The following is a 26,103-nucleotide window of genomic DNA, read 5'->3' as shown; positions in this document are numbered from 1 at the left end:
CGGGCCTGGCGCGGCACTGCTCCTCGCGCCGGGGCCCGCACTATTCTCGGTCTGCTGCTGCATGTACGGGTGCATGTGCTTGGGGAGCACGTACGGGGGAGGGGAGCCGTGGCGCTGGAGAAGCTGGGGCCGGGGGATCCGCACGGAATCGGGGCGTACCGGCTGCTGGCGCGGCTCGGCGCGGGAGGCATGGGCCAGGTCTATCTGGCCCGCTCGGACCGGGGGCGCACGGTCGCGGTCAAGCTGGTCCGCCGGGAACTCGCCGAGCAGGAGGAGTTCAGGAACCGCTTCCGGCTCGAGGTCGAGGCCGCGCGGCGGGTCGGCGGCAAGTGGACGGCGCCGGTGCTCGACGCGGACACCGAGGCGGCGATTCCGTGGGTGGCCACGGGGTATGTCCCCGGGCCCGCCCTGGGGACGGTCGTGTCCCAGGACCACGGCGCGCTGCCGGAACGTTCCGTTCGGATTCTTGCGGCCGGTCTTGCGCACGCGCTGAAGGACATCCACGCGGCGGGCCTCATCCACCGGGACCTCAAGCCGTCCAACGTCCTGGTGACCATCGACGGGCCGCGCGTCATCGACTTCGGCATAGCGCGGGCGATGCAGACCGTGACGGACGGAGGCCTGACGCGGACCGGCGCACTGGTCGGCTCCCCCGGGTTCATGGCTCCCGAGCAGGTGCGGGGCGACCGGATCACCCCGGCGTGCGACGTGTTCTGCCTCGGCTCCGTGCTGGCCTACGCGGCGACGGGACAGCTGCCCTTCGGCGCGGCCGACAGCGGTGTGCACGCGCTGATGTTCCGTATCGCCCAGGAGGAACCGGACCTGGACCGGCTCCCCGAGAACCTCACCGACCTGGTGCGCGACTGCCTCCGCAAGGACCCGGCCGCCCGTCCGTCGCTCGACGACATCCTGCAACGCACCGGTGCGCAGGACACGGTCGGCGACGGCCGCGCCCGCGATCCGTGGCTGCCGAGCACGCTGGTCGCCCAACTGGGGCGGCATGCGGTGCAGTTGCTGGAGACGGAGAATCCGGACGGGGCGACGGCCGCGGGAGCGGGGCCGGCGGGGGCGGGTCATGCTGAGGCGGGTCCTGCAGAGGCGGGTCCGGCCGGGACGAGTCCTGCTGAGGCGGGGCGGCACGGTTCCGCGGCGGCCGCGGCCCGGGAATCCGGGCCTGCCGAAGCCCAGGGGGCGGCGCCGGCCATCCCCGGGCAGGCCGCGGCCGACCGCCTCCCCACGCAGCCCTCCGGCTCCGCGCCCCTCCCCGCCCCGCGGCCCGCGGGCCACGACGGTGCGCCCGGGTACGGCTATCCGCAGGGTCACTCCCAGCCCCACCCGTCGGCCTACGGCTATCCGCAGCCGGGCGGGTACGGCGGTGCCACGCCCCCGTACGGACCGGGCGCCGCCCCATCCCCGTACGGGCCGGGCGGTACCGCGCCCACGCCCCTGTACGGACCGGGCGCCGCCTCCCCGTACGGACCGGGCAGCACCCCGCCTCCGTACGGGCCCGCCGCCGGTGGACCCGGCGGCGGGTACGAGCCCCCGCCCAGGAGCCGTCGCTCGACGATCGCCCTGGTCGCGGCCGCTCTCGTCGTGGCGGTCGGGGCCGGCGGATCCGTCTATGCGGTGATGAAGGGCGACGGGGACCCGTTCGCCGGAGCCGACGCCAAGCCGTCGGCTTCCTCCAGCGGACCGGCGGATCCGGGGTCGCGGACGCCCGAGGCGAGCGGGACGCCCGATTCCGGGAGTTCCGGGAGTTCCGGGAGTTCCGGGACGACGGGGGCGTCGCCGACCGCGGACGGGGCGGTGCCCGAGAAGTACCTCGGTTCCTGGACCGGCAGCATCGACAACGCCGCCGGCCGGGGCACCCGCCGCCTCGTCATCCAGCAGGGCGAGGTCGGCGACACCGTGCTCTCGCTGACCGCGGACGGGCCTGCCGAGGGCGGCGGAACGTACCACTGCGTGTTCCGGGCCGAGCTCGCCTCCGCCCCGTCCGGCGACGGATCTCTCCGTATCGGCCCGTCGACGGTGACCGCCGGCGAACCGGCGTCCTCCTGCATGCCGGGCGCCGCCACCACCCTCACGATCCTGCCGGACGGCCGCCTCCGGCGCGTGAACGCGGACACGGGCGAGCAGTTGACGTACACGAAGGCGGGCTGACCGCCCTCGTTGAACTCCGGAAGAACATCTGACGACCATTCAGAACAGGCGTTCCGCCCCTGGCCGGCGCACCGTACGGTGACCGCACCGAAGAGCCGGCAACCGGCGACGAGGGGGCGGGGGGACGTCGTGGAGTGGCTCAGCGCCGAGAACGTCGTGGCTGTCGGCACCGCTGCGCTCGGTGTCCTGACCTCGGTCGGCGTGCTCTGGTACGAGCGACGCGTGCCCCGCCGCAGACGCATCGGCTACCGCGTGCAGCTCGACACCCCGATAGGCCGGGACGGACACGACGGCGGGGCGAACGTACGCCTCGGCTGGTTCGCGGAGGCCCCCGGCATGGAGGACGCCACGCTCGTCCTCCTGCGGATCGAGAACGACGGCTCGCAGAGCATCGACGAGAGCGACTACACCCGGCGCGAAGTGCACGGCCTCGAAGCGGTCTTCGCCGAGCGGACCATCCGGGGCGCCGTCGTCAGCGTGCCCCGGACCTCCCGCCACCTGATGGGCCATTTCACCGAGGCCGCGGGCTTCGGCTACAACGGCGCCACCCTCTGCATCCCCCGCGTCCCGCTCAACAGGGGCGAGCACTACAAACTGCTGTGCGTGCTCTCCGGCGGCGGCGTCGGGCGCGCGGTCAACATCGAGGGCGGGATCAAGGAGGGCGATGTCAAGGTCAACCGGTCCACCACACCGGACGACAAGCCTCCGCTGTTCAGCCGCGCGGCCCGCGTCATCACCGTGCTGCTCACCGTCTGCGTCGTCGTCCTCGCCGGCATCATCGTCGCGCGCGACGACTCACGGCCCCCGATGGGCTGCGCCAAGGGCGAGCTGAGAATCATGGGCTCCACGGCCTTCGCCCCCGTGCTCGAGGAACTCGCCGACAAGTACGAGAAGGACTGCGCGACGGCGCACCCCACCGTCACGGTCGACACTCACGGCAGCATGGAGGGGATCCGGGCTCTCGCCGACGCGGGCGCCGACGCCAAGGGCGGCTCCCCGGCGATCATCACCCTCTCCGACGGCCCGAAGCCGAGCGGCTATCCGCAGCTGCGCGAGAGCCGGATCGCCGTCTCGGTCTTCGCCCTCGTCCTGAACGACGACGTCCCGCTGAAGAACCTCAAGGTCTCCGACGTACGCCGCATCTACCGCGGCGAGATCCGCAACTGGAAGCAGCTCGGCGGCCCCGACCTGCCCGTACGCCTGGTCAGCCGCGACGCGAACTCCGGCACCCGGCAGGTCTTCCAGCGCCGCGTCCTCAAGGCCGGCGAACTCGCCAACACCTCGCTCGACTGCGTCAAGAAGGACACCCCGGACGCCCCCGTCGCCCGCTGCGAACTCGACAACACCGACCAGGTGCTGGAGACGGTGGCCAAGGTCCCCGGCGCCATCGGCTACAGCGAGCTGCGCGCCGCCACCAGCCTCAAGGGCCTGCACCGCCTGAAGCTCGACAACCGGGAGCCGTCCCTCGACGCCCTCGAACACGGCGACCGCGACGGCTATCCGTACCGCGAGATCGAGTACGCCTACACCTACGGCCAGCCGCCCGCCGACTCCCTCGCCTCCAGCTTCCTCACCTATATGAGCCGGGGCAGCGGCCAGGACGTCATCCGCACCCACGGCCACCTGCCGTGCGCGACGCCGGAGGGGCTGCGGATCTGCGGTGAGGAGTGACTCCGGTGCCAGGAGTGAGATGGCCGTCGCCGCTGGGCCGGTAACGCCAGCTCAGCGGCCAGGTGAATCCGTCAAGGGCGGGCACGGGGACGTAGGAGACGCGATCCGGCCCCGCGGTGAGCCGCGTAACGCCGTCGGGCCATGCGCGGTGGGAGGTACTGCCGACGGGCACCAGGAAGTACACCGCCCGGCGCCCGTTCGCCTCCTCGATGACGGGGCCGGGCACCCCGCCGGTCATCCGCGCGAGACGGTCCGCGAGCGCGCGGCCGGTGTCTCCGTCCACGCGCACGGCATCGAACCGGACGCCTGCTTTGCGGAGTTGGATGCCGGAGGAAGGGACCCAGTCGAGGTTTACGTCGTCACTTTGCGTATTCATGGGGACAGTTTGCGTAGGCATGGCTAGCGTTCTCTATGCCCCTGAGTCGCAGGTCAGCCACGGTCGGACACTGCCTGCGGCCAGTTGAGGCCGGTTGAGTTCGGGGGTGACCGCGATGGCGCGGGCGGAGAACAAGGCGGAGGCAGGCGGTACGGCCCATGTGGTCGCCGCCCTGGCGAAGGCGCTGCGCGAGCAGGAGCAGCTGTCCCAGGAGCAGCTGGGCAAGAAGGTCGGGTACACGGCATCAGCGATCAGCGCGATGGAGACGTGCGCGCAGCCTGCGAGTGATCAGATGCTGGTGAAGTTGGAGGAGGCGATCGGGGGCGGGTTGGGCGTCTTCCAGAAGGCACGCAAGTGGATGCTGCTGGAGAAGTACCCGGCACGCTTCCGAGGTTTCTCGGAGCTGGAGGCCGGGGCGGTCACGCTCTCCTCGTACGAGACGCTGGTGGTCGACGGCCTGTTCCAGACCGAGGAGTACGCACGGGCGTTGATCGGCGGAGGATATCCGCCGGTGTCCGAGCAGAAGCGCGAGGAGCTGGTCGAGGCGCGGCTGGCCCGCAGGGCGCTCTTCAACCGCGATCCGGCGCCGTTGATCGAACTGATCCTCGAAGAGAGCGTGCTGCGGCGGCCGTTCGGCAGCTGGGAGATCCTGCGCGGACAGCTGCGCTCGCTCGCCGAGGACGCCGGGCGGGACAACGTCTGCGTGCAGGTGCTGCCCCTGGAGCGCGGGCTGCGCGGAACGCACGCCGGCGACCGCGGCGCCATGAAGCTCGTCGAGACCGTGGACCACCAGCACGTCGTCTACATGGAGATCGAGGACCAGGGCGTTGGCAGGAGAAGAACGATGACCGGCACGCTACAGCGACAGCGGCGGCGGCAACTGCGTCGAAGTCGCCTTCCAGGCCCCGGCCCGCCAGTCGCCCCCGAGCGCCGTCCACATCCGCGACTCCAAGGACCCGGCGTCAGCATCCCTCGCCGTGAACTCCGCGGCCTGGGCGGCATTCCTCAGCTGGCTCCCCTGACCACCACGTCGCCACAACGTGACACCACCACCCCAAGTGTCACATTCCTGCGAGTAGGTGTCCCGTCCCCGCCCGCTCAGGGCAGGCTGCCTTCATGAGCAGCCACGCACCACCAGGGACGGGAACCGTGTACCGAGCGGTGCTCGACACCCTGGCCGACCACGGGCCGCGACGGGCGCCCCTCGCGCAGGTCGCGCGGCTGGCCGCCACCAACCGCCAGTTCCTCTACCGGAACTGGCCGAGCCCAGAGGCCCTGTTCCAGGATGCCTGCGCGATGGAATTGGAGCGCCTCTTGTACCTGGCGCGTGAGGTGGACGATGCGATGCCGCCGCCTTGTCTGCTGGTGGCGCAGATCGTGCGCGCAACCCGCCTGCTACGCGAGCACCCCGTGACCCGCGCGACCGCCCGGACGAGCCCCGACCTCACCCTCGCCGCTCTGGCAAGACGGGATACGTCGCTGCACCACCGGGCATTGAACTGGCTCCTGAGCCGCCTCGAAATTCTGTACGTGGGCCCCGATCGCAAGGCCTTGGCCGAGGCCCTGTTCACCGTCGCTGCTCCGTTCGCGCTCGTCCCGCCTCCGTCCCACGAACCCACCGATCGGGCATCACTCGACATACGGCTGAGTTCGGCCCTGCACTGCTGCCTGAACATCGGCCCAGCCTGTGCCAATTGCCAGGATCCGTGACACGTGTGTCTTCGCCGTGGGCAGCACCAGATGCAGCTCCCGTGCGATCTGCGCGTTGGACAGGCCGCACCCGACGGCCTGGGCCACTTCCCGCTCCCGCTCCCGCTCCCGCTCCCGCAGTAGGGCCAGCCGGGCCCGGGCGGCAACAGCCTCCGGATCCCCGGCGACCACCGTCCCGCCGCGCCGAAGCGCAGCGCGCGCAGCTCGTACGCATCGGCACCAGATCGGGCCGGTGCGCGGCGACCAGGGCGGGCACCTCGGCGGACCCGTACGTGATCGCCGCGACCACCTCGATGTCCGCGGCTCCACCAAGCATCAGGCGCAACCCGGCCCGCACGATCGCGTCGTCGTCGACGAGCAGGGCGCGGATCACCTGTGCTTGCCTTCCCCACCCCTGGCCTACGGCGGACGCGGTCTCTGCCGCAGGTCAGGGTAGCCAGACATAGACCCGGAACCCACCGCCGACGGAGCCGGCGTCGAGTTCGCCGCCCGCCAGTCGGGCCCGTTCGGCAAGGACGAGAAAAGACAGCACTCTGGAGTCGCCGATGCGTTGTCGACAGCCTGGATGTATGTGTGGACTGCCATCATCGAGGGGTGCTGATTCCCAGGGCAGTTGCTGTTGTCGTTGACGGACAGCGAGCGTTGGTCATCAAGCGCTTCCTCAGGAAGGAGACGTCTGCGGATTGCGTGATGTGCGAAGACAGTGGCTGGAGTGGGCCGAAGTGTCCCGGACATCACTACGCGGTGCTGCCGGGTGGGCATGTTGAGGACGGCGAGAGCGCCACAGACGCGGCATTGCGGGAGCTTCGGGAGGAGACGACGCTCGATGCTCGGATCGATCGACTGGTGTGGACTGGCCGACACAACGGTCGGCCAGCCAGCTATTACCTCGTGAGGGATGTCCGGGGCAGCGCTGTTCTGTCCGGCGACGAAGCCGAAGCGCATGGTCCAGAGGACAGTTATGAACTCATGTGGGTGACGGTCGATGCTTTCGACGAACTGAACCTGCATCCTGCGGACATCCGCGAGCCGCTGGCGCGGCTGCTTGGTGGCTGATCAGCCGTAACGATGGCCGCGCAGAGACGGGGATCGGTGAAGATCTTCGTCCACCCTCCAAACGACTCGTTGGAGGCGATGGCTTGCTTCTCGTCGGCGGCCTCGGTTCCGCGCGCTCCCGCAGCGAAGCGACCATCTGCTGCCGGGAACGTCCGAACAGCCCCCACCGCATGGCCTTGGCGATCAGCGCGAAGTAGGCCCGCCACGGCCGGGTCACGGCCACCGACGCGGTCGCGCGGCGAGGGCGCGGATGAACCACGGGCCACCCTTGGGCCGCCGGGCCGGCTGGCGCCTGGCCCCGTCGATGTGAAGGCCCGAGACACCGACGGCACGACGACGGCGGCCGCCCCTCGTCGGGACGGCCGCCGTGCGGTGTTGCTACAGGAACGAGTTGATCTGGATCGTCTCGTCGCGGCCGGGGCCGACGCCGATCGCGGAGATCGGGGCGCCGGACATCTCCTCCAGCGCCTTGACGTACGCCTGGGCGTTCTTCGGCAGGTCGGAGAACGACTTGGCGCCGGTGATGTCCTCGGACCAGCCCGGCAGCGTCTCGTAGACCGGCTTCGCGTGGTGGAAGTCGGACTGCGAGTACGGCAGCTCCTCGACGCGCTTGCCGTCGATCTCGTACGCGACGCAGACCGGGATCTGCTCCCAGCCGGTCAGGACGTCCAGCTTGGTGAGGAAGAAGTCCGTCAGGCCGTTCACACGGGTCGCGTAGCGCGCGATGACCGCGTCGAACCAGCCGCAGCGGCGGTCGCGGCCCGTGGTCACGCCGCGCTCGCCGCCGATGCGGCGCAGCGCCTCACCGTCCGCGTCGAAGAGCTCGGTGGGGAACGGGCCCGCGCCGACGCGCGTCGTGTAGGCCTTGAGGATGCCGATGACCCGGCTGATCTTCGTCGGGCCCACGCCGGTGCCGGTGCAGGCGCCGCCCGCGGTCGGGTTCGAGGAGGTGACGAAGGGGTACGTGCCGTGGTCGATGTCCAGCAGCGTGCCCTGGCCGCCTTCGAAGAGGACGACCTTGTCCTGGTCGAGGGCGTCGTTGAGGATCAGCGTCGTGTCGGCGACGTAGCCCTCGATCTGGGAGGCGTAGCCGAGCAGCTCCTCGACGACCTGGTCCACGGCGATCGCGCGGCGGTTGTAGAGCTTGGTGAGCAGCTGGTTCTTGACGTCGAGGGCCGCCTCGACCTTCTGCTGCAGGATCGACTCGTCGTACAGGTCCTGGACGCGGATGCCGACGCGGTTGATCTTGTCGGAGTACGTCGGGCCGATGCCGCGGCCGGTGGTGCCGATCTTCCGCTTCCCGAGGAACCGTTCCGTCACCTTGTCGACCGTGACGTTGTACGGCGTGATGACGTGTGCGTTACCGCTGATCAGCAGCTTCGACGTGTCGACACCGCGCTCGTTCAGACCGCTCAGCTCGGAGAGCAGGACCGACGGGTCGATGACGACACCGTTGCCGATGACCGGGACGCAGCCCGGGGAGAGGATTCCGGAAGGGAGGAGGTGGAGTGCATACTTCTGGTCACCTACGACCACCGTGTGGCCGGCGTTGTTACCACCCTGGTAGCGCACCACATAGTCCACGGATCCACCGAGCAGGTCGGTGGCCTTTCCCTTGCCTTCGTCACCCCACTGAGCACCGAGCAGCACAAGTGCGGGCACAGGCGTACACCCCTTCCGGGCGGGGCATGTCCAGGGTCAGGGGGCCGAAGCCGCCCGTACCGGTGTGCCCCGGAATAGACGAAGCCCCTGGCGCAATAGCGCAAGGGGCTCTTGCACCAAGATGCTACCCGAGGAAGTGAGGCAGGACAGAGGTGGCGGCTTCCGACCAGCTGCTGGTGGTCATCGATCCAGTGGCCCGGCGCAGCGATGGCGAGTCGGTACGGATTGCGAAAGACGTGCTCAGCGCGGGTGCGACGACGAAAGTCTGCCTGCCGGACGGGCCCGAGGAATTCGCGAGAGCTCTTGCCCGGCGAGGGTCCCGGCGGCCCGTGGTGATCGGCGACGACCGAGCCCTGGCGCGTGCGGTGACCCTGCTGCACCGCGAGCGGGAGCTGGCCTCGGCCGTACTGTCGCTGGTGCCGGTGGGCACCTCGCTGTCGCTGGCGGAGACCCTCGGGGTGCCCACGGACGCGGTGGCGGCGGCGCGGGCCGTGCTGGAGGGCGTCGAGCGGCGGCTGGATCTGCTGGTCGACGACCGGGACGGGGTCGTGATCGGGGATCTGCGGATCCCTCCGGTCGGCGGGGGTCCTGAGCCGACGGCATCGGATGACGGCGAGGGAGCCGCGGGGGCCGGGTCCGGGTGGGCCGGGCGGTTCGGCGGATCCGGGGGCTTCGCGGTGCTGGGGCGGTCCGGTGCGCCAGGGAGGCCGGAGAGCAGCGGGCCGGGAGGTTCCACGGGACTCGGCGGGGCCGGAAGGCCCGACGGCTCGGGGTCCGGCAGCTCGACGTCCGGCAGCTCGGGCTTCGGGATGCCCGGGTGGCCCGGCGGGGCGGGCGGAGCAGGCGACGGCGGGGAGTCCGGCGAGGCCGGGCCCTCCGGCCGTGGCGGCCTCGGGTCCACCGGGCATGCCGGGCACTGGCTGCTGTCGACCTGCCAGTCGCTCGTCCGCACCCTGGCGGTCCGGCCGCCGAGGGCCGCTTCGCCGCCGGGGCGTGCGGTGGTGCCCGCGCGGTTGAGGATCGAGGTGGACGGCGTCACGCTGATCGACCTCGACCAGCCGGTCGAGGCGGTCTCGGTCGCGCCGGCCAGCGCGGGACGGGCCCGCATCGAGGTGCGCCCTTCGTCGGTGGGGGCGGAGGCCACCCCCCTGCACGCGGTGGGGCGGAGCATCACCGTGTCCGGGGCGGATTTCCGCTATCGCGCGGATGCGGTGGTGGCGGGGCCCGTACGGACGCGTACGTGGACGGTCCTGCCCCGGGCGTGGACGCTTACGGTGCCCCGCGGGTCGGTGACAGCTGCCCACAGCGGGTGAGGCTTCAGCCCGAGCCGAAAAGCTTCTCCCTGTGGACCCGCCAGCGCTCCATCATGTCGGCCAGTTCGTTCTGGACGAAGTCGAAGAACGCGAGGGTCTCGGCCAGCCGGCGGCCCGCCGCGGTGTCGGGGCCGAGGCTGGCGACGCCCTCGCGCAGGGCGTCCTCCCAGCGCCTCATCACCGAGTCCCGGTTGGTGAGAGCCTCGTACCACTGGTTGCTGTGCACGCGGTAGCGGTCGCGGCGCGAGCCGGGCTCGCGCTCGCGGGAGACCATGTGCTGCTGCGCCAGATAGCGCACGGCGCCGGAGACCGCGGCCGGGCTGATCCGGAGCTGTTCGCCGAGCTCGGCGGAGGTGAGCACGCCGGAGTCGGAGGCCAGCAGAGCCGCGAAGACCCGGGCGGGCATCCGCGGCATCCCGGCCTCGACGAGCTGGGAGGCGAAGCGCTCCACGAACCGCGAGACGGCCTCCTCGTTGCGCGCACCGGCCGCGGCCTCCGTGTGTTCGACGGGCTCGGGGGCTTGTCCGGCCCGATCGGCGGCCTCGCTCTGTCGCGTCATGTCCGGATCATCTCCCCTGCTTCCTCGCCACGTCGCTCCTCCCCCACGTCCGCTGCCGAGTTTATACGTTTCCTTAACTTCACAATTTTGTGAATGTACCGTAGCTTCTGAAGCATGACGAAGGCGATCACTGTCGCGGACCTGCACAAGTCGTTCGGCAGGACCCGCGCGCTGGACGGCCTCGACCTGGAGGTCGAGACAGGCGAGGTGCACGGCTTCCTCGGCCCCAACGGCTCCGGGAAGTCCACCACCATCCGCGTCCTCCTCGGGCTGCTGCGCGCCGACTCCGGCGCCGCCCAGCTGCTGGGCATGGACCCCTGGGCCGACGCGGTCGAACTGCACCGCCGGGTCGCCTACGTCCCCGGCGACGTCACCCTGTGGCGGAACCTGAGCGGCGGCGAGGTCATCGACCTCTACGGGCGGCTGCGCGGCGGGCTCGACAGAACGCGGCGCGCGGACCTCGTCGAGCGGTTCGAACTCGACCCGACGAAGAAGGGACGCACGTACTCCAAGGGCAACCGCCAGAAGGTCGCCCTGGTCGCCGCCTTCGCCTCCGACGTGGACCTGCTGATCCTGGACGAGCCGACCTCCGGCCTCGACCCGCTCATGGAGGAGGTCTTCCAGCGCTGCGTCGCCGAAGAACGCGAGCGCGGGCGGACCGTACTGCTCTCCAGCCATGTGCTCAGCGAGGTCGAGGCGCTCTGCGACCGCGTGAGCATCATCCGCAAGGGCCGGACCGTCGAGTCGGGCTCGCTCGGCGACCTCAGGCATCTGACGCGTACGAGCGTGACGGCCGAACTCGCCGCGCCGCCGAACGGGCTGTCGCACCTGCCAGGTGTGCACGACCTGGACGTACAGGGCCACCGGGTCAGGCTGCAGGTCGAGACGGACAAGCTCGACGCGGTGCTGAGGTCGCTGACGGAGTCGGGCGTGCGGTCGCTGACCTCGACGCCGCCCACCCTGGAGGAGCTGTTCCTGCGCCACTACCAGGACGACGTACGGGCCGACGCGGAAGAGGCGGTGGCCCGATGACCGCCGTGACCGGGGCGCGGCGCGGCGGAGCCGCCGGCCGGCGCCGCGTGACACGTACGGGCGGGCGGCGTCAACTGGCCGGTACGAGCACCCTGCTGAGGCTCGCGCTGCGCCGCGACCGCGTCATGATGCCCGTGTGGGTGGTCGTGGTCGCCCTGATGGTCGTCAGCGGCGTCTCGTCCATCGGACAGCTCTACGACACGGCCGCCAAGCGCGCGGAACTCGCCGCGGACATGAGCGCCAACAGCTCGATGCGTGCGATGTACGGGCCGGTGTTCGGCGACTCCCTCGGCGCGATCGTCGCGTGGCGGTTCAGTGGCTTCGCGGCCGTACTGGCGGGCGTGATGAGCCTGATGATCGTCATCCGGCACACCCGGGAGGAAGAGGAGACCGGCCGCCACGAGCTGCTGGCCTCCGCCGTGGTGGGCCGCAGGGCGCCGCTGACGGCCGCGCTGCTCGCGGCACTGGTCGCCAACGCGGCGGCGGCCCTGCTCATCACCGCCGGACTGTCCGGTCAGGGCACGGCCGGTGCGCTCGCGCTCGGCCTCTCCGTCGGCGGCATCGGCATGCTCTTCGCCGGCATGGCGGCGATCACGGCGCAGTTCACCGAGAGCGCCCGGTTCGCCAGGGGCCTCACGGCCGCGGTGCTCGGCATCGCCTTCCTGCTGCGGGCGGCGGGCGACTCGGCGAGCGACGACGGCGGGTCCGTGCTGACCTGGCTCTCACCGCTCGGCTGGGCCGAGAACGCCCGGCCGTACGCGGACGAACGCTGGTGGGTGCTTGCGCTGCTCGCCGCCGCAGTCGTGGTGCAGCTGGGCCTCGGCTACGTCCTCACCGAGCGGCGCGATGCCGGGATGAGCTTCCTGCCGAGCCGGCCGGGCCCGGCCGAGGGCCGGATCGCCGGCGCGGGCGGGCTCGCCTGGCGGCTGCAGCGCGGCAGCGTCGTCGGCTGGGGCGTCGGCTTCCTGTTCGCCGGGCTCGTCTTCGGCGGGATGACGGAGGGCGCGGCCGACCTGGTCGGCGACAACGAGGACGCACGCGAGATCTTCGAACGCATGGGCGGCCAGGCGGGGCTGACCCAGGCGTTCCTGGCCGCGATGGTCGGCATGCTGGGCATGGTCGCCGCGCTGTACGTGGTGCAGTCCGTCCTGCGGCTGAACGGCGAGGAGACCTCCGGGCGCGCCGAGCCCGTACTGGCGAACGCGGTCGGCCGGCTGCGCTGGGCGGCGGGCCACCTGGTCATCGCCTTCGGCGGATCGGTGCTGGTCATGCTGCTGGGCGGACTGGGCCTGGCATTGGGCTACGGCAGCGAGTTCGGCTCCGTACTGGGCGCGTCCCTGGTCCAGGTCCCGGCGATCTGGACACTCGGCGCCGTCGCGCTGTTCCTGTACGGCGTGTTCCCGAAGGCCTCGGTGGCGGGGAGCTGGGCGGCCGCGGGCCTGGCACTGGCCCTCGGCTGGATCGGTCCGGCGCTGGACATCCCCCAGGCGGTGATGAACGTGTCGCCGTTCGGGCATCTGCCGAAGCTGCCGGGGGCGGAGATGGCGTGGACGCCGGTGGTGGTGCTGACGCTGGTCGCGGCGGGGCTGGCGGCGACGGGGCTGGCTGGGCTGCGGCGACGGGACCTCACCACGTGAGGTCCGTGAGGTCCTCCTCACCGAAACCCTGAGAGACGTGCGTGAGGCAACCGCAGGCGCCGAGCCGCGCGTGTCCCCTATCTGACCGTCCTGGTCACGGAGCTGCCCCTCGTGGCGCTCGCCGGCGGGCTCGTGCCGCTCGTCCTGTACGCCCTCGCGCTGCGGGGGCCGGGCGTACGCCGCGCGCGGCGGCGGCCGGCCGACGACGCACCGTCACACCTCGACGAGTAGCTCCTTCAGCCCGCGGATCACGAAGTTCGGCTTGGGCTCCGGCTCGGCCGCCAGGCGCAGCGCCGGTGCCTGGTCCAGCAACGCCCCGAGCGATGCGGCCAGTTCGATACGGGCGAGCGGGGCGCCGATGCAGTAGTGGATGCCCGCGCTGAACGAGATGTGCGGGTTGTCCTTGCGGGACAGGTCCAGGGTGTCCGGGTCGGCGAAGGCGTCCGGGTCGCGGTTGGCGGAGCCGAAGAGCATGGCGATCTCGGAGCCGCGCGGGATCGTCGTACCGCCTATCTCGATGTCGTCGAGCACCCAGCGCTCGAAGAGCTGGAGCGGGGTGTCGTAGCGCAGCAGCTCCTCCACAGCTGTGGACAGCAGCGAGCGGTCGGCGCGGAGGGCGGCGAGCTGGCCGGGGTGCCGGAAGAGGGCCCACCAGCCGTTGACGGTGGCGTTGACGGTGGCCTCGTGCCCCGCGTTCAGCAGCAGCACGCACGTGGAGATCATCTCCTGCTCGGTGAGCCGGTCGCCCTCGTCGTACGCGGCGATCAGCCCCGAGATCAGGTCCTCACCGGGATCCTTGCGCCGCGCCTCGATCAGCTCCCGCAGATACGCGGCGAACTCGACCGACGCCTGAACCGCGCGGCGGGCCGTCTCCTCGGGCGGGTTCAGCTCGTACATCCCGCAGATGTCCGCCGACCAGGGCCGCAGCAGCGGGCGGTCCGCCTCCGGGATGCCGAGCATCTCGGCGATGACGGCGACGGGCAGTGGTTCCGCGACCGCGGCCAGCAGATCGCCGCCGCCGTCCGCGACCAGCCCGCCGACCAGTTCGGACGCGAGCCGGTGCACATACGGACGCAAGCGCTCGACGGTGCGCGGCGTGAACGCCTTCGACACCAGGCGGCGGATACGGGTGTGGTCCGGCGGCTCGAGGTCGAGCATGCCGTGGTCGTTGAGCACGTGGAACGGCTCGTGCTCGGCCGGCGGGGCCTGGCGGCCGAACTCCTCGTGGGAGAACCGGTGCTGGTAGGTGCGCCCCAGGCGGCGGTCGCGCAGCAGCGCCGCCACGTCCGCGTGACGCGGCACGAGCCACTGGTCGGTGGGCTCGTAGTAGTGCACCCGGCCGCGGGCACGCAGCTCCGCGTAGGCGGGATAGGGATCGGCGACGAAGTCGGGCGACCAGGGATCGAACAGGTCGAACAGTGCGCTCATGGCGGGACGCTAACCGCTTCCCCGCGAGGTGGAAAGCGCCAGCGGGTGCCGCGGAGCGGCGCGGGTCACCCGGGAGTGACCAACCGCGCCTCGTACGCGAACACCGCCGCCTGCGTACGGTCCCGCAACCCCAGCTTCACCAGCACCCGGCTCACATGTGTCTTGATCGTCGACTCGGCCACCACCAGCCGCTCGGCGATCTCCGCGTTGGACAGGCCCTGCGCGATCAGCACCAGCACCTCCGTCTCCCGCTCGGTGAGCTCCCCGTACGCGCCGCGGTTCACCGCCGGGGGCATCGGTGCGTCCGCGAGCTTCGAGAACTCGGTGATCAGCCGCTTCGTGACGCTCGGCGCGAGCAGCGCCTCTCCGGCCGCCACGACCCGTACGCCGTCGGCGAGCTGCCGTGCGGAGGCGTCCTTGAGCAGAAAGCCCGAGGCCCCCGCGCGCAGCGCCTGGTAGACGTACTCGTCGAGATCGAACGTCGTGAGCACCAGCACCTTGGCGCTGCCGTCCGCCGCCACGATCTCGCGCGTCGCCTCGATGCCGTTCATCTCCGGCATACGGATGTCCATCAGAACGACGTCGGGCGCGAGTTCGCGTACCCGCTGGACGGCCTCACGGCCGTTGACCGCCTCACCGACGACCTCGATGTCCGGCATCGCGTTCAGCAGGACCGAGAAGCCCTCGCGCACCATCATCTGGTCGTCGGCGATCAGCACCCTGATGGTCACGGCCTGCCCCTCTCCGCCACGGGCTCCTCAGCAGGGACGGGCAGGAAGACCGTCACCTCGTAGCCGCCGTCGGCCGCCGGCTCCGCCGTCATCTCGCCGCCCAGCATCGCCACGCGCTCACGCATGCCGGTGATGCCGTGACCCGCGCCGTGCGTGGACTTCACCAACACGAGTGTGGGCGAAGGACCGTTGACGATACGCAGTCCGAGGCCGCCGATGACGTAACCGATCTCGACGCACGCGGTCGAGCCCGGCGCATGCCGCAGCGCGTTGCTCAGCGCCTCCTGCACGATGCGGTACGCGGACAGCTCGACGCCCCCCGGGAGTTCGCGTACGGCTCCGGTGACCGTCTTCTCCACGGGCAGGCCCGCCTCGCGCACGTTGGCGAGCAGCCCGTCGATGTCGGCGAGCGTCGGCTGCGGCGCGTCGGGCGCCTCGTAGTCCTCGGCCCGTACGACACCGAGGACGCGGCGGAGTTCGGTGAGCGCGGCCACCGCGTTCTCGCGGATCGTGGCGAAGGCCTGCTCGAGCTCGGGCGGCGGGTTCTCGACGCGGTACGGCGCGGCCTCCGCCTGGATGGCGACCACCGACATGTGGTGGGCGACGACGTCGTGCAGCTCGCGGGCGATGGTGGTGCGCTCCTCGAGGAGGGTGCGCTTGGAGCGTTCGTGTGCGGTGACGGTCTGCTGCGCGGTGACCTGATTCGCCGCCTCGCGGCGCACGTGCCGGACGGTGACGACCAGCAGGGCCAGCGCGGAGACGAACAGGAACGGCACGGTGGCGGAGCCGTAGTAGTTCGGCAGCAGGACCTCGGCCAGCAGCCCGTACAGGCCTGTCAGCACCCACATCCAGGCGGCGGTACGCGGCCGCGTCCGGGCCGCGACGACCGCGAGCACCACGAAATGCGCGAACAACGTGCCGGGTGTCCACGGCCACTCGCCCCTGCCGTCGAGGAAGCTGACGAACGGCGTCACCGCGAGGGACACCCAGAACGCGGCGACCGGCCGGACCAGGGTCATCACGACCGCGACCGCGGGTATGAAGCCGACCAGCAGACTCTGGAGAGCGCCGACGTCGTAGCCGGCGGACTCCATCCCGATGTTCAGCGTCAGCAGTGCGCAGGCCACCACGAACGCGTGCGGCGCCCAGGGCGCGTACCTGCGCAGCCGCTGCGGCAGCCGGCGCACGAGCGGGCCGTCGGTGCTCATGGGGGGCAGCAGTCGGTACGCGAACGCGTCGTGGAACAGGTCACTGCGCAGCCCGCCGAGCATCCCCACGGCGAGGTGGTACTCGGGACTGCGGTACTTCGGCTTGCCCGCCGCGATCGGCTGGGTACGGGTCTCGGTCACGTACAGCAAGGTAGGGCGCGCCCACCTCGGAGTCGTCAGCAAAAAGAACGGTCCTTCCGGGTCCGTCCCAAGTACTACGCGGTCCCGACAGCGGAAACCTGCGGGCCCGCCGACCGGCTCACCACGCCAGCTGTGCGATCTCCTCCGCCACCACCGCGCACGCGTCCGCCGCCGGATCGATGAGCGGGAAGTGCCCCACGCCCTCCAGCAGCGTCAGCCCCACCATTTCTCCTGCCCTCGCCGCCGCATCCGCGTACGACTCGGCGACCTGATGGGGCACGTCCATGTCACCCCGGCCCTGGACGAGCGTGGTGGCGATCCCCGTGGGCAGCAGCGCGACGGGGTCGGCATACGGCAGGCGCTCCGCGAACGTCTCGTCACCGCCGAGGAGTTGCTCCACCGCTCCCGAGCACACGTCCAGCTTGCGGGCAACCGTGAAGTCGGCGATCGGTGCGAGGGCGACGACACCGCGCAGCCGCGCGGGCCGCGCCGTGCGCCACGGGGCGTCCTCGGGGAGGACATGGCGGGCGGCCGCCCACAGCGCGAGATGTCCGCCCGCGGAGTGCCCGGTGACGACGGTGCGGCGCGGATCCGCCTGCGGCAGCGCCTCGCCGACGAGCGCGGGCAGCGCGTCGAGCGCGGCGGCGACGTCGTCGAAGGTCTCCGGCCAGCGCCCGGCGACGGGCCCTTCGCCGCCCTGCGCCGGGATCAGGCTTCCCCGCCGGTACTCGACGCTGGCCACGGCGAACCCCCGGCGGGCCAGGAAGTCCGCGAACGGCGAGATGTGCCGGCGGTCGTAAGGGGCGCGCCAGGCGCCGCCGTGCAGGACGACGACGAGGGGAGCGGACGAGACCCCGTCCCGGGGCGCGTAGAGGTCGATCACCTGGTCGGGGTGGTCGCCGTAGGCGACGGTGGCGTCCGGCGGGACGGCGGGATGCGAGAAGGCCGACTCTTCCTCGGCGGCGCTACGCGCGGCGTCCTCCGACATGATCCAACCTCTCAGCACTCCGGTGGTTGGCCGGGACATTATCAGCGCCACAACGTGACGCCGCACGGCCCCCGTTGCGGACAGGCGCCCTGTGAGAACGCCTGCCCGCAACGGGCGCCACTCAGGTCAGCAGCTCCCCCAGCACCCGGGCCGCCTTCTCCACCTCCGCGAAACCCACGTACAGCGGTGTGAAGCCGAACCGGAGGATGTCCGGCGCCCGGTAGTCGCCGACGACTCCGCGCTCGATGAGGCGCCGCATCACGTCACCCGCATGCGCGCAGCGCAGAGCGACCTGGCTGCCGCGCTCCGCATGGGCCGACGGCGTCACCGACTCGACGAGCCCCTGGGGGACGTACGCGTCCACGCACTCCAGGAAGAAGTCCGTCAGCGCCAGCGACTTGGCCCGGACCGCCTCGACCGAGACGCCCTCCCAGACGTCGAGCGCCGCCTCCAGAGCGAGCATCGACAGGATGTCGGGGGTGCCGACCCGGCCCCGCACCGCACCGGCCCCGGCCTCGTACTCGGGCCGCATCGCGAACGGCTCGGCGTGCGAGGTCCAGCCGGGCAGCGGCGAGTCGAAGCGCGGCTGGAGTGCCTTGCGCACGTACAGGTACGCGGGTGAACCCGGCCCGCCGTTGAGGTACTTGTACGTGCAGCCGACCGCCAGATCCACACCGTCCGCGTCGAGTTCCACGGGCAGAGCACCCGCGCTGTGGCACAGGTCCCACACGGCCAGGGCACCCGCGGCGTGCACGGCGGCGGTGAGTCCGGGCAGGTCGTGCAGCCTGCCCGTCCGGTAGTCGACGTGGTTGAGCAGCACGGCGGCCGTACGCGGGCCGAGCACGCCCGGCACGTCGGCGGGGAGGACCGGGACGATCCGGCACCCTGTCATCCGCGCCGCGGACGAGGCGATGTACCCGTCCGTCGGGAACGTCGAAGCGTCCACGACGATCTCGTCCCGCGCAGAGCCCGCAGTGCCATCGGACGAACCACCGTCGCGTGCCATCCGCACCGCGGCCACCAGCGCCTTGAAGACGTTGACGCTGGTGGAGTCGCCGACCACGATCTGCCCCGGCGCGGCCCCGACCAGCGGCGCGATACGGTCGCCGATCCGCTCCGGCGCCGTCCACCAGCCGCTCTCGTCCCAGGACCGGATGCGCAGCTCGCCCCATTGGCGGCGTACGACGTCCTCGACGCGCCCGGGGACGGCACGCGGCAGCGCACCCAGCGAGTTGCCGTCCAGATAGACCCCGGCGGCGTCAGCCGCATGATCGGACACAGTGTCGAGCACGAAACGCTCGCGCAGCCCGGCCAGTTCATCGGCGGCGTCCAGCTTCGCCGCCTTCTCTTCGTACCTCTCCCCAGGCCTCTCAGACATGGCTGCGCGCCGTCCACAGCTCGGGGAACACGTTCTTCGCGGCGCGCTTCTCCAGCCAGGCCACGCCCGCGGAGCCGCCGGTGCCGGCCTTGGCGCCCATGGCCCTGCGGGTGGCGACGAGATGGTCGTTGCGCCAGCGCCACACCAGTTCGGCGACGTCGGTGAGCGCCTCACCGAGCCGTACGAGCTCGGCGTCCTGGTCACCGCCGTACAGCTCGGCCCACACCGCCTCGACACCGGCCGACGGCTCGTAGCGCAGCGCGAGGTCCCGCTGCAGGACCTCCGCCGGGATCGCGTACCCGCGGCGCGCCAGCAGCCGCAGCACCTCGTCGTAGAGGCCCGGCTGCTGCAGCGCCTTCTCCAGCTCGGCGTGCACACGCGGCGCGCCCCGGTGCGGGACCAGCATGGACGCGGACTTCTCGCCGAGCAGGAACTCCATCCGCCGGTACATCGCGGACTGGAAACCGGAGCCCTCGCCGAGGGCCGACCGGTAGGAGTTGAACTGTGCCGGGGTCAGCCCGGCGAGCGGCGTCCAGGAGGCGCCCAGCGCCTCCAGCTCGCGTACGGACCTCTTGAGCGCGGCCAGCGCCACCGGCAGGTCGTCCTCGCGCAGCGCCCGCGACGCCGTCTCCCACTCGTGGACGATGACGGTGAACCACAGCTCCATGACCTGGGTGGTGACCAGGAAGACCATCTCTCCCGGATCGTCCGAGAGGGGGTGCTGGAGGTGGGTGAGGACGTCGGCCTGGACGTAGTCCTCGTAGGGGGTAGTTCCGGCGAAGTCGAGGTTGGGGGTCTCGGGCTCGTGAGCCCCGTCCCCGTGGATCACCTCGTGGGACATTGCTGTCTCCTGTGAACTCCGGGTAGCGGTCCGCCCCTGCCATGCCGGCACGGGGGCCCCGGTCCCCACCGGCATTCTTGCGCAAGGGTCCCCGGAGACGGCAAGACCCGCCTGGGTCACACCGGCCAGACGGGTCTCATCAATACCGCGGGGCTCAGCAACACCGCGGGACTCAGCAGTACCGCGGGACTCAGCAGTACCGCGGTGCTCAGCAGTACCGCGGGGCTCAGCTCAGCGTCTGGGCCGCCGTCGGCGAGGAGTCCTTCAAGAACTGGCTGCAGCGCTCGTACTCCTCCTGCTCGCCGATCGCCTGCGCGGCGCGGGCGAGGGCGTGCAGGGCGCGCAGGAAGCCGCGGTTCGGCTCGTGCTCCCACGGCACCGGGCCGTGGCCCTTCCAGCCGCTGCGGCGCAGCGCGTCCAGGCCCCGGTGGTAGCCGGTGCGGGCATACGCGTACGACTCGACGACACGGCCGCCCTGGAACGCGTCGTCCGCCAGCTGGGCCCAGGCCAGCGACGATGTCGGGTACTTCGCGGCGACGTCGGCCGGCGCCGCCCCGCTCGCCAGGAGCTCACGGGGCTCCGGTTCGTCGGGCAGATGGGTCGGGGGCGGTCCCCCGAGCAGGTTTTCGTGAATGGCCATGGCCCCAGTCTGCCTTGCCGAGCACACGAGCCCGGCACCCCTGGGGGGTGCCGGGCTCGGATACGCACAGGCAGCCGACGAATGTCAGGCTGCCGCCCCAGCCGTTACTTCAGCTTGGTGCCGGCGGAGCGCAGGTCGGTGCAGGCCTCGGTGACGCGCTTGGCCATGCCGGCCTCGGCGGACTTGCCCCAGGTGCGCGGGTCGTAGGTCTTCTTGGAGCCGACCTCGCCGTCGACCTTCAGGACGCCGTCGTAGTTCTTGAGCATGTGGTCCGCGACGGGCCGCGTGAAGGCGTACTGGGTGTCGGTGTCGAGGTTCATCTTCACGACGCCGTTCTCCAGCGCGGTGGCGATCTCCTCGGCCGTGGAGCCGGAGCCGCCGTGGAAGACGAAGTCGAACGGGTCCTGCTTGCCGAACTTGGCGGCCACACCGGCCTGCAGGTCCTTGAGCAGCTCGGGGCGGAGTACGACGTTGCCCGGCTTGTAGACACCGTGGACGTTGCCGAAGGAGGCGGCCAGCAGGTAGCGGCCCTTCTCGCCCAGGCCGAGCGCCTCGGCGGTGCGGATCGCGTCCTCGACGGTGGTGTACAGCTCGTCGTTGATCTCGTGGCTGACGCCGTCCTCCTCACCGCCGGTGGGGGTGATCTCCACCTCGAGGATGATCTTGGCGGCGGCGGCCTTCGCCAGCAGCTCCTGGGCGATGGCCAGGTTGTCGGCGAGGGTCTCGGCGGAACCGTCCCACATGTGGGACTGGAAGAGAGGTGCCTGACCGGCCTTGACGCGCTCGGCGGAGATGTCGAGCAGCGGGCGGACGTAGCCGTCCAGCTTGTCCTTCGGGCAGTGGTCGGTGTGCAGCGCGACAGTGATGTCGTACTTCGCGGCCACGACGTGCGCGAACTCGGCGAGCGCGACCGCGCCGGTCACCATGTCCTTGTTGTACTGGCCGCCCAGGAACTCCGCACCACCCGTGGAGATCTGGATGATGCCGTCGCTCTCCGCCTCCGCGAAGCCGCGCAGTGCCGCGTGCAGGGTCTGCGAGGACGTCACATTGATGGCCGGGTAGGCGAACTTGCCTGCCTTCGCCCGGTCGAGCATCTCGTTGTAGACCTCGGGGGTTGCGATGGGCATCTGTCCGCTCCTTGTGATGTGCGGGTCGGGTGTGTTCGGAGCCCTGACCTAGGGGGCGACGTCATCGTCGAGGCACATCTTTCCAGACGCGGCGAATTCCTCCAGCCACGGACAGGGCCTTCTCCACGCAAAGGGCGGGGGGTTTCACGTGAAACCCCCCGCCCTCCAGCAAAGCCGCAGGTCAGAGACCTAATCGCCGACCCTGATCACCGCGTCACAAATTGACGTCCACTACACACAAGCCGTAGCGGCGGGTCGGATCCGCCCTCAGTCGAGCCCCAGCTCGTCCTTCGAGAAGGCGAAGAGATACGGCACGCCGGCACCCTCGCTGATCTTCTCGGCGGCGCCGGTCGCGCGGTCGACGATCGTCGCGACGGCGACCACCTCGGCACCGGCCGCGCGGACGGCCTCGACCGCGGTGAGCGGCGAGCCGCCGGTGGTGGACGTGTCCTCCACCACGAGGACACGCCGGCCCTTGATCTCCGGACCCTCGACCTGACGCTGCATGCCGTGGGCCTTGGCGGCCTTGCGCACGACGAACGCGTCCAGAGTCTTACCGCGGGCGGCGGCCGCGTGCAGCATCGACGCGGCGACCGGGTCGGCGCCCATGGTGAGGCCGCCGACCGCGTCGTAGTCGAGCTCGGCGGTCAGGTCGAGCATGACCTGACCGACCAGGGGAGCGGCGACGCCGTCAAGGGTGACCCGGCGCAGGTCCACGTAGTAGTCGGCCTCCAGACCCGAGGAGAGGGTCACCTTGCCGTGCACCACGGCCTTGTCCTTGATCTGCTGCAGCAGCGCGCCGCGTACGTCACTCATGTCTGTCAGCTTAAAGGCGCCGCCAGGTCCAGGTCGTCGCCGTCTCCAGCGGCTCGATGGGGGTGATGAAGCGCGGGTCCGAGTTGAGGCCGTCGGGCGGCCCGGTCTGCGGCTCCACGCACACGGCCTCCTTCTGCTCGTCGTAGACGACGACCCACTGCTCGCGGCTCTTGACGTTCAGCTCCAGCTGGCCGGGCCAGGTCAGGGTGACGTCGACGCCGTCGGGCATCCCGAAGCAGTCGTCCCACGGGCCCGGCCGCTGCGCGATCCGCCGCCCGGTCGGCATGTGATCGCTGCCGCGCTCCTCCTGCCACGCCGGTGCGAAGTCCAGGCGCACGTCCTCGCCGCCCAGATTGCGGTTGAACCAGGGGTGCCAGCCGGCCTGGGCCGGGAAGGTGGACTCGTACGTCTCGACGGACATGGTGAGCGTCAGCGCGTCCTCTGCCAGCTCGACGATCTGGCTGACACGGCCCGGATACGGCCAGGGGTCCGTGAGGTCGTACGTGAACACGGCCGACGACTCCTCGACGCGGCCCGTGCGCCACTTGCCGTCGCGGGCCGTGCCGTGGATGGCGTGCGGTGCGGCGTTGAGCGGCATCTGGTGGACGACGGCGCCGTCCCGGAAACGGCCGTTCCTGGTCCGGCCGCACCACGGGACCATGGGGAAGCAGCCGTAGCGGGCGCCCTGGCGCAGCAATTCGATGCCGTCGATTCGCAGACTTCCGAGTCGGCAGCCGTTGGCGGGCTGCACGGTCACCTCCGCGTTGCCCGCGGTCAGCGTGATCTCTCCACTACTCACGTTGCCGACCCTACGCGCCGTCCCGGCGCCGGGGGTCGGGCCCACGTGTTACCTGTGCACAGGTCTGGCGCACAGTGTGGGCTCGCCCGAACGACGTACGGCTCGGCGCCAGACCTGGGGGCACCTCCCAGGCCCTTAAGGCACTGGGGGAGTACATCCCGCCGCGGCCCCGACCCACGCACCGGCAGGTGGCGAACCACCCACCGGCCCGCAGACGCGTACGTGCTGACGGCCCCACCGGCAGAAGGCGAACCACCGCAACCGCCGGAGGCGCTAGCGGCGGCGCCGCAACGCCCGGCCCACCACGATCGCCGAGGCGACGACGAGGGCCGCGGCCGGTGCCACCCACCGCAGCGTGGCCGTCGTGGAGATCGACTCCGGCTCCGGCACAGGCGCGTACCGCCCGCGCGGCGGCGCATGGTCCACCTCCTCCGCGCTGCGGCCGATCATCGTCCGACGCGCATGCGCGGCCTCCGCCGGACGCTCCGCCCCCGGCGCCCCCTCGTTCTCCGCGAAGGGATCCAGCGACGACGGCGGCACCTCGGTCTCGAAGACCGACGCCCCGGGCTCCGGGGCCTCCGCGGGCTCGGCCTCCGCGAGGGCGTCCTCAGCCGTCTCCGGCCCCTCTGCCCCCGCCCCGGCCGCCAGCCCCTCCGCGAACCGGTTCAGCAGCCGCCGCACCCCCGACTCCACCGACTCGGACTTGAGTTCGGCAGCACGGCCGTCCGCGGTCGCGGTCGCCGTGAAGGCGAACGTCGTACCCCCGTCAGCGGGGGTGAGGCGGATCAGCAGGCCGATCTTGACGCCACCGGTGCCACGGGCCTCCGTGGCCTCGCCCTCGACGGCGTACGACCCGTCGGGCTGCCCGCCGATCCGCAGCGCACCCCGGTACGTGATCGTATGGCCGCCGATGCGGACCTTGAGGCGGCCGGACACGGGCGGCTCCCCCGCATCCTGTTGGAGCCCGGGGACCGCGCGGGCGACCCGCACGGGGTCCCCCAGCACCTCCCGCAGAGGCTCCACCGCAACCGGAACGAACACCTCATGCTCCATGCCGCCGAGCCTACTCAGGACGACCGCCCCTTGTACCAGCGTCAGCGCAGAAGCCCCGCACATTGCGGACCTGAGCACGACCGAGCGAGACCAGCGGGCAGCAGCCGGCGGACCCTGCTCCTCAGTTCCCCGCCCCGTACCGCGGATGCACCAACGTCGAAGGCGGCAGCCCCGCGATCCGCGACCGGCCGAGCTCGCGGGCGCCGGCGTCCAGCACGGCCTGGCTGATCGAGCCGGGCGACGGCCCCGCCGGGTCGAGCGCCGGCTCCGGCCGCTCATGGCCGGCCAGCACGAACGCCCAGTCGTGCGACGCCCGCGCACCGCTCGACGCACGGTCGAAGACGGAGCCGGAACGGGTGAGCCGCCCCTCCACGCGGTACGGCGCGGTCCGCAGCCCGGCGGAGCGGACGGTCGCCTCGACCGTCCAGAAGACGCGCGGGTGGGAGCTCGCGGAGCCCGCGTGGACCACGAGCCGCCCGTCATGCGCCAGCACCCGCGAGACCAGCCCGTAGAACTCCTGGGAGTAGAGCTTCGCGCTCCTCGTGAGTGCGGGATCGGGCAGGTCCGAGATCACCACGTCGTACGTACGGTCCATGCTGCGCAGCCGCTGGAAGGCACCGCCGCCGATGACGTGCACCCGAGGGTCCCGGAACACATGCCTGTTCAGCGCGCTGAGCGCAGCATCGGTGCTCGCCAACCGCACGACACCGGCGTCGAGTTCGACCACGTCGACCCGCTGCACCCCGCTGTGCCGCAGCACTTCGCGGGCCGCGAGGCCGTCTCCTCCGCCGAGGATGAGCACGCGCGCGTGCGGGCCGTTCATCGCGGGGTGGACCAGCGCCTCGTGGTAGCGGCGCTCGTCGCGGCTGCTCATCTGCAGCCGTCCGTCGAAGAAGAGATCCAGAGAACCGTTCCTGCCACCGGTGAGAACGATCTCCTGCTCGTCGGTCCGGACGACGGCCCTGACCTGCGAGCCGTACATGGCCTCCCGCGCCGCATGCTCGAAGTCGTCGACGAGGGCGACGCCCGTGACGAGCAGAGCGAGCACGGCCGCGTTGAGGGCGATCAGCGCCCGCCGGCTGCGCACCGACAGGTCCCCGCGGAACAGGCCGAGGACCAGTGCGGCGCCCGTGAGCACGTTGACCGCGCCGGTGAGCAGCGCACCCGTCAACTGGCCGTATCTGGGCAGGAGCAGGAACGGGAAAGCGAGCCCGCCGATCAGCGCACCCACGTAGTCGGCGGCGAAGAGATCGGCGATCGCACCCCCCGCGTCCTGCCGCCGGATGCGCTGGATCAGCACCATCAGCAGCGGCACTTCGGCCCCGATGAGCACACCGATGACCAGCGAGAACGCCACCAGCAGGTATCGGGGTCCGCCGGCCCAGGCTCCCCCCAGGGATCCGGTCCAGGCGAAGACCGCGTACAACGCCATCGCGCTGCACCCGCCGACCAGCGCGAGCACCGCCTCGACCGCGCCGAAGCCGGCCGCCGCCCGGCGCCTCAGCCGTTTGGTGACGAGCGACCCGATACCCATGGCGAAGACCATCACGGACACGACGACCGAGGTCTGGGTGACCGAGTCGCCTGTCAAGTACGTCGCGATGGCGACCAGTTCGAGTTCGTATACGAGACCACAGGCCGCGCAGACGAAGGTACCGACGAGAACGAGGAACCTGCCCGTCCCGGAGCGGACGGGCAGGGGCGCCGGCTTCTCCCTGCCCCGGGACGGCGGGGCGCCCGTCGGTGCGGCGCGGGCTGACGTATCGACCACGCTGCG

At 71.4% G+C, this 26,103-nt stretch carries 22 protein-coding genes and 2 pseudogenes; 8 read left to right on the top strand and 16 right to left on the bottom strand.

What is annotated here, in order from left to right; genetic code table 11:
- The first annotated feature begins 114 nt into the window (after window positions 1–114).
- Both ACWD4J_RS15210 and ACWD4J_RS15205 read left to right on the top strand, forming a co-directional pair.
- On the top strand, window positions 115–2,160 hold the full coding sequence (locus tag ACWD4J_RS15210; RefSeq protein WP_451395982.1) for a protein kinase domain-containing protein: 2,046 nt from the start codon (window positions 115–117) through the stop codon (window positions 2,158–2,160).
- Window positions 2,161–2,289: 129 nt separating this feature from the next.
- Window positions 2,290–3,831 (top strand): substrate-binding domain-containing protein, encoded by a 1,542-nt coding sequence (locus tag ACWD4J_RS15205; protein ID WP_451395828.1) that lies wholly within the window; start codon window positions 2,290–2,292, stop codon window positions 3,829–3,831.
- Here ACWD4J_RS15205 and ACWD4J_RS15200 read toward each other — a convergent pair.
- Entirely contained in the window at window positions 3,764–4,207 is a 444-nt protein-coding gene (locus ACWD4J_RS15200; protein WP_451395827.1) for a hypothetical protein, read from the bottom strand. The genes ACWD4J_RS15205 and ACWD4J_RS15200 overlap by 68 nt on opposite strands.
- 106 nt (window positions 4,208–4,313) lie before the next feature.
- Here ACWD4J_RS15200 and ACWD4J_RS15195 point away from each other — a divergent pair.
- Together ACWD4J_RS15195 and ACWD4J_RS15190 are read left to right on the top strand one after the other, a co-directional pair.
- A pseudogene (locus ACWD4J_RS15195) lies at window positions 4,314–5,036 on the top strand (helix-turn-helix domain-containing protein); the annotation flags it as partial.
- 287 nt (window positions 5,037–5,323) lie between these two features.
- Window positions 5,324–5,917, top strand: coding sequence for a TetR/AcrR family transcriptional regulator (locus tag ACWD4J_RS15190; protein ID WP_451395826.1), 594 nt, complete (start codon window positions 5,324–5,326; stop codon window positions 5,915–5,917).
- On the opposite strand, the pseudogene ACWD4J_RS15185 reads toward ACWD4J_RS15190, so the two are convergent.
- Window positions 5,837–6,233 (bottom strand): annotated as a pseudogene (locus ACWD4J_RS15185) (LuxR C-terminal-related transcriptional regulator). The gene ACWD4J_RS15190 and the pseudogene ACWD4J_RS15185 sit on opposite strands and share 81 nt — an antisense overlap.
- A 278-nt stretch (window positions 6,234–6,511) precedes the next feature.
- On the opposite strand from ACWD4J_RS15185, the gene ACWD4J_RS15180 reads away from it, so the two are divergent.
- Entirely contained in the window at window positions 6,512–6,973 is a 462-nt protein-coding gene (locus ACWD4J_RS15180; RefSeq protein WP_451395825.1) for an NUDIX domain-containing protein, read from the top strand.
- A 378-nt stretch (window positions 6,974–7,351) separates the two neighbouring features.
- On the opposite strand, the gene ACWD4J_RS15175 is transcribed toward ACWD4J_RS15180, so the two are convergent.
- Entirely contained in the window at window positions 7,352–8,635 is a 1,284-nt protein-coding gene (locus ACWD4J_RS15175) for an adenylosuccinate synthase (RefSeq protein ID WP_451395824.1), read from the bottom strand.
- 152 nt (window positions 8,636–8,787) lie between these two features.
- Here ACWD4J_RS15175 and ACWD4J_RS15170 point away from each other — a divergent pair, with 152 nt between their 5' ends.
- Window positions 8,788–9,948: a diacylglycerol kinase family protein gene (locus ACWD4J_RS15170; protein WP_451395823.1), complete on the top strand. Its 1,161-nt coding sequence runs from the start codon at window positions 8,788–8,790 to the stop codon at window positions 9,946–9,948.
- A 4-nt stretch (window positions 9,949–9,952) separates the two neighbouring features.
- Here ACWD4J_RS15170 and ACWD4J_RS15165 read toward each other — a convergent pair whose 3' ends face one another.
- On the bottom strand, window positions 9,953–10,507 hold the full coding sequence (locus ACWD4J_RS15165) for a GbsR/MarR family transcriptional regulator (RefSeq protein WP_451395822.1): 555 nt from the start codon (window positions 10,505–10,507) through the stop codon (window positions 9,953–9,955).
- Window positions 10,508–10,621: 114 nt separating this feature from the next.
- On the opposite strand from ACWD4J_RS15165, the gene ACWD4J_RS15160 reads away from it, so the two are divergent.
- Together ACWD4J_RS15160 and ACWD4J_RS15155 are read left to right on the top strand one after the other, a co-directional pair.
- Window positions 10,622–11,539 carry an ABC transporter ATP-binding protein gene (locus tag ACWD4J_RS15160; protein ID WP_451395821.1) on the top strand — a complete coding sequence of 306 codons (918 nt, stop codon included), beginning with the start codon at window positions 10,622–10,624 and terminating at the stop codon, window positions 11,537–11,539.
- A complete protein-coding gene (locus ACWD4J_RS15155) occupies window positions 11,536–13,176 on the top strand; it encodes an ABC transporter permease (protein ID WP_451395820.1) in 1,641 nt (546 codons plus the stop codon). Before ACWD4J_RS15160 ends, ACWD4J_RS15155 begins: the two co-directional genes overlap by 4 nt.
- Window positions 13,177–13,389: 213 nt before the next feature.
- Here the strand turns inward: ACWD4J_RS15155 and ACWD4J_RS15150 are convergent, their stop codons facing one another.
- The 12 genes from ACWD4J_RS15150 to ACWD4J_RS15095 form a co-directional block, all read right to left on the bottom strand.
- The gene (locus ACWD4J_RS15150; RefSeq protein ID WP_451395819.1) at window positions 13,390–14,604 is read right to left on the bottom strand and encodes a cytochrome P450; all 1,215 of its coding nucleotides are present in this window, start codon (window positions 14,602–14,604) and stop codon (window positions 13,390–13,392) included.
- A 65-nt stretch (window positions 14,605–14,669) separates the two neighbouring features.
- Window positions 14,670–15,335, bottom strand: a complete 666-nt coding sequence (locus ACWD4J_RS15145) for a response regulator (protein WP_451395818.1) — start codon at window positions 15,333–15,335, stop codon at window positions 14,670–14,672.
- Window positions 15,332–16,693: a sensor histidine kinase gene (locus ACWD4J_RS15140; protein WP_451395817.1), complete on the bottom strand. Its 1,362-nt coding sequence runs from the start codon at window positions 16,691–16,693 to the stop codon at window positions 15,332–15,334. Before ACWD4J_RS15140 ends, ACWD4J_RS15145 begins: the two co-directional genes overlap by 4 nt.
- A gap of 109 nt (window positions 16,694–16,802) precedes the next feature.
- A complete protein-coding gene (locus ACWD4J_RS15135; RefSeq protein WP_451395816.1) occupies window positions 16,803–17,672 on the bottom strand; it encodes an alpha/beta hydrolase in 870 nt (289 codons plus the stop codon).
- Window positions 17,673–17,793: 121 nt separating this feature from the next.
- On the bottom strand, window positions 17,794–19,050 hold the full coding sequence (gene kynU, locus ACWD4J_RS15130; protein WP_451395815.1) for a kynureninase: 1,257 nt from the start codon (window positions 19,048–19,050) through the stop codon (window positions 17,794–17,796).
- Window positions 19,043–19,891, bottom strand: coding sequence for a tryptophan 2,3-dioxygenase family protein (locus ACWD4J_RS15125; protein WP_451395814.1), 849 nt, complete (start codon window positions 19,889–19,891; stop codon window positions 19,043–19,045). Before ACWD4J_RS15125 ends, kynU begins: the two co-directional genes overlap by 8 nt.
- Before the next feature lie 226 nt (window positions 19,892–20,117).
- Complete coding sequence (locus tag ACWD4J_RS15120) at window positions 20,118–20,531, bottom strand: DUF3151 domain-containing protein (RefSeq protein WP_451395813.1); 414 nt, start codon at window positions 20,529–20,531, stop codon at window positions 20,118–20,120.
- Window positions 20,532–20,635: 104 nt separating this feature from the next.
- Entirely contained in the window at window positions 20,636–21,658 is a 1,023-nt protein-coding gene (gene fbaA, locus ACWD4J_RS15115) for a class II fructose-bisphosphate aldolase (protein WP_451395812.1), read from the bottom strand.
- Window positions 21,659–21,925: 267 nt separating this feature from the next.
- On the bottom strand, window positions 21,926–22,474 hold the full coding sequence (gene pyrE / locus ACWD4J_RS15110; protein ID WP_451395811.1) for an orotate phosphoribosyltransferase: 549 nt from the start codon (window positions 22,472–22,474) through the stop codon (window positions 21,926–21,928).
- Window positions 22,475–22,484: 10 nt separating this feature from the next.
- Window positions 22,485–23,273 carry an aldose epimerase family protein gene (locus ACWD4J_RS15105; RefSeq protein WP_451395810.1) on the bottom strand — a complete coding sequence of 263 codons (789 nt, stop codon included), beginning with the start codon at window positions 23,271–23,273 and terminating at the stop codon, window positions 22,485–22,487.
- Window positions 23,274–23,546: 273 nt separating this feature from the next.
- A complete protein-coding gene (locus ACWD4J_RS15100) occupies window positions 23,547–24,326 on the bottom strand; it encodes an SRPBCC domain-containing protein (RefSeq protein WP_451395809.1) in 780 nt (259 codons plus the stop codon).
- 121 nt (window positions 24,327–24,447) lie between these two features.
- On the bottom strand, window positions 24,448–26,097 hold the full coding sequence (locus tag ACWD4J_RS15095) for a polyamine aminopropyltransferase (protein WP_451395808.1): 1,650 nt from the start codon (window positions 26,095–26,097) through the stop codon (window positions 24,448–24,450).
- Window positions 26,098–26,103 lie beyond the last annotated feature (6 nt).

Source organism: Streptomyces sp. NPDC002577 (genome assembly GCF_053594815.1).
This window is presented reverse-complemented; position numbering and strand designations above follow the sequence as displayed.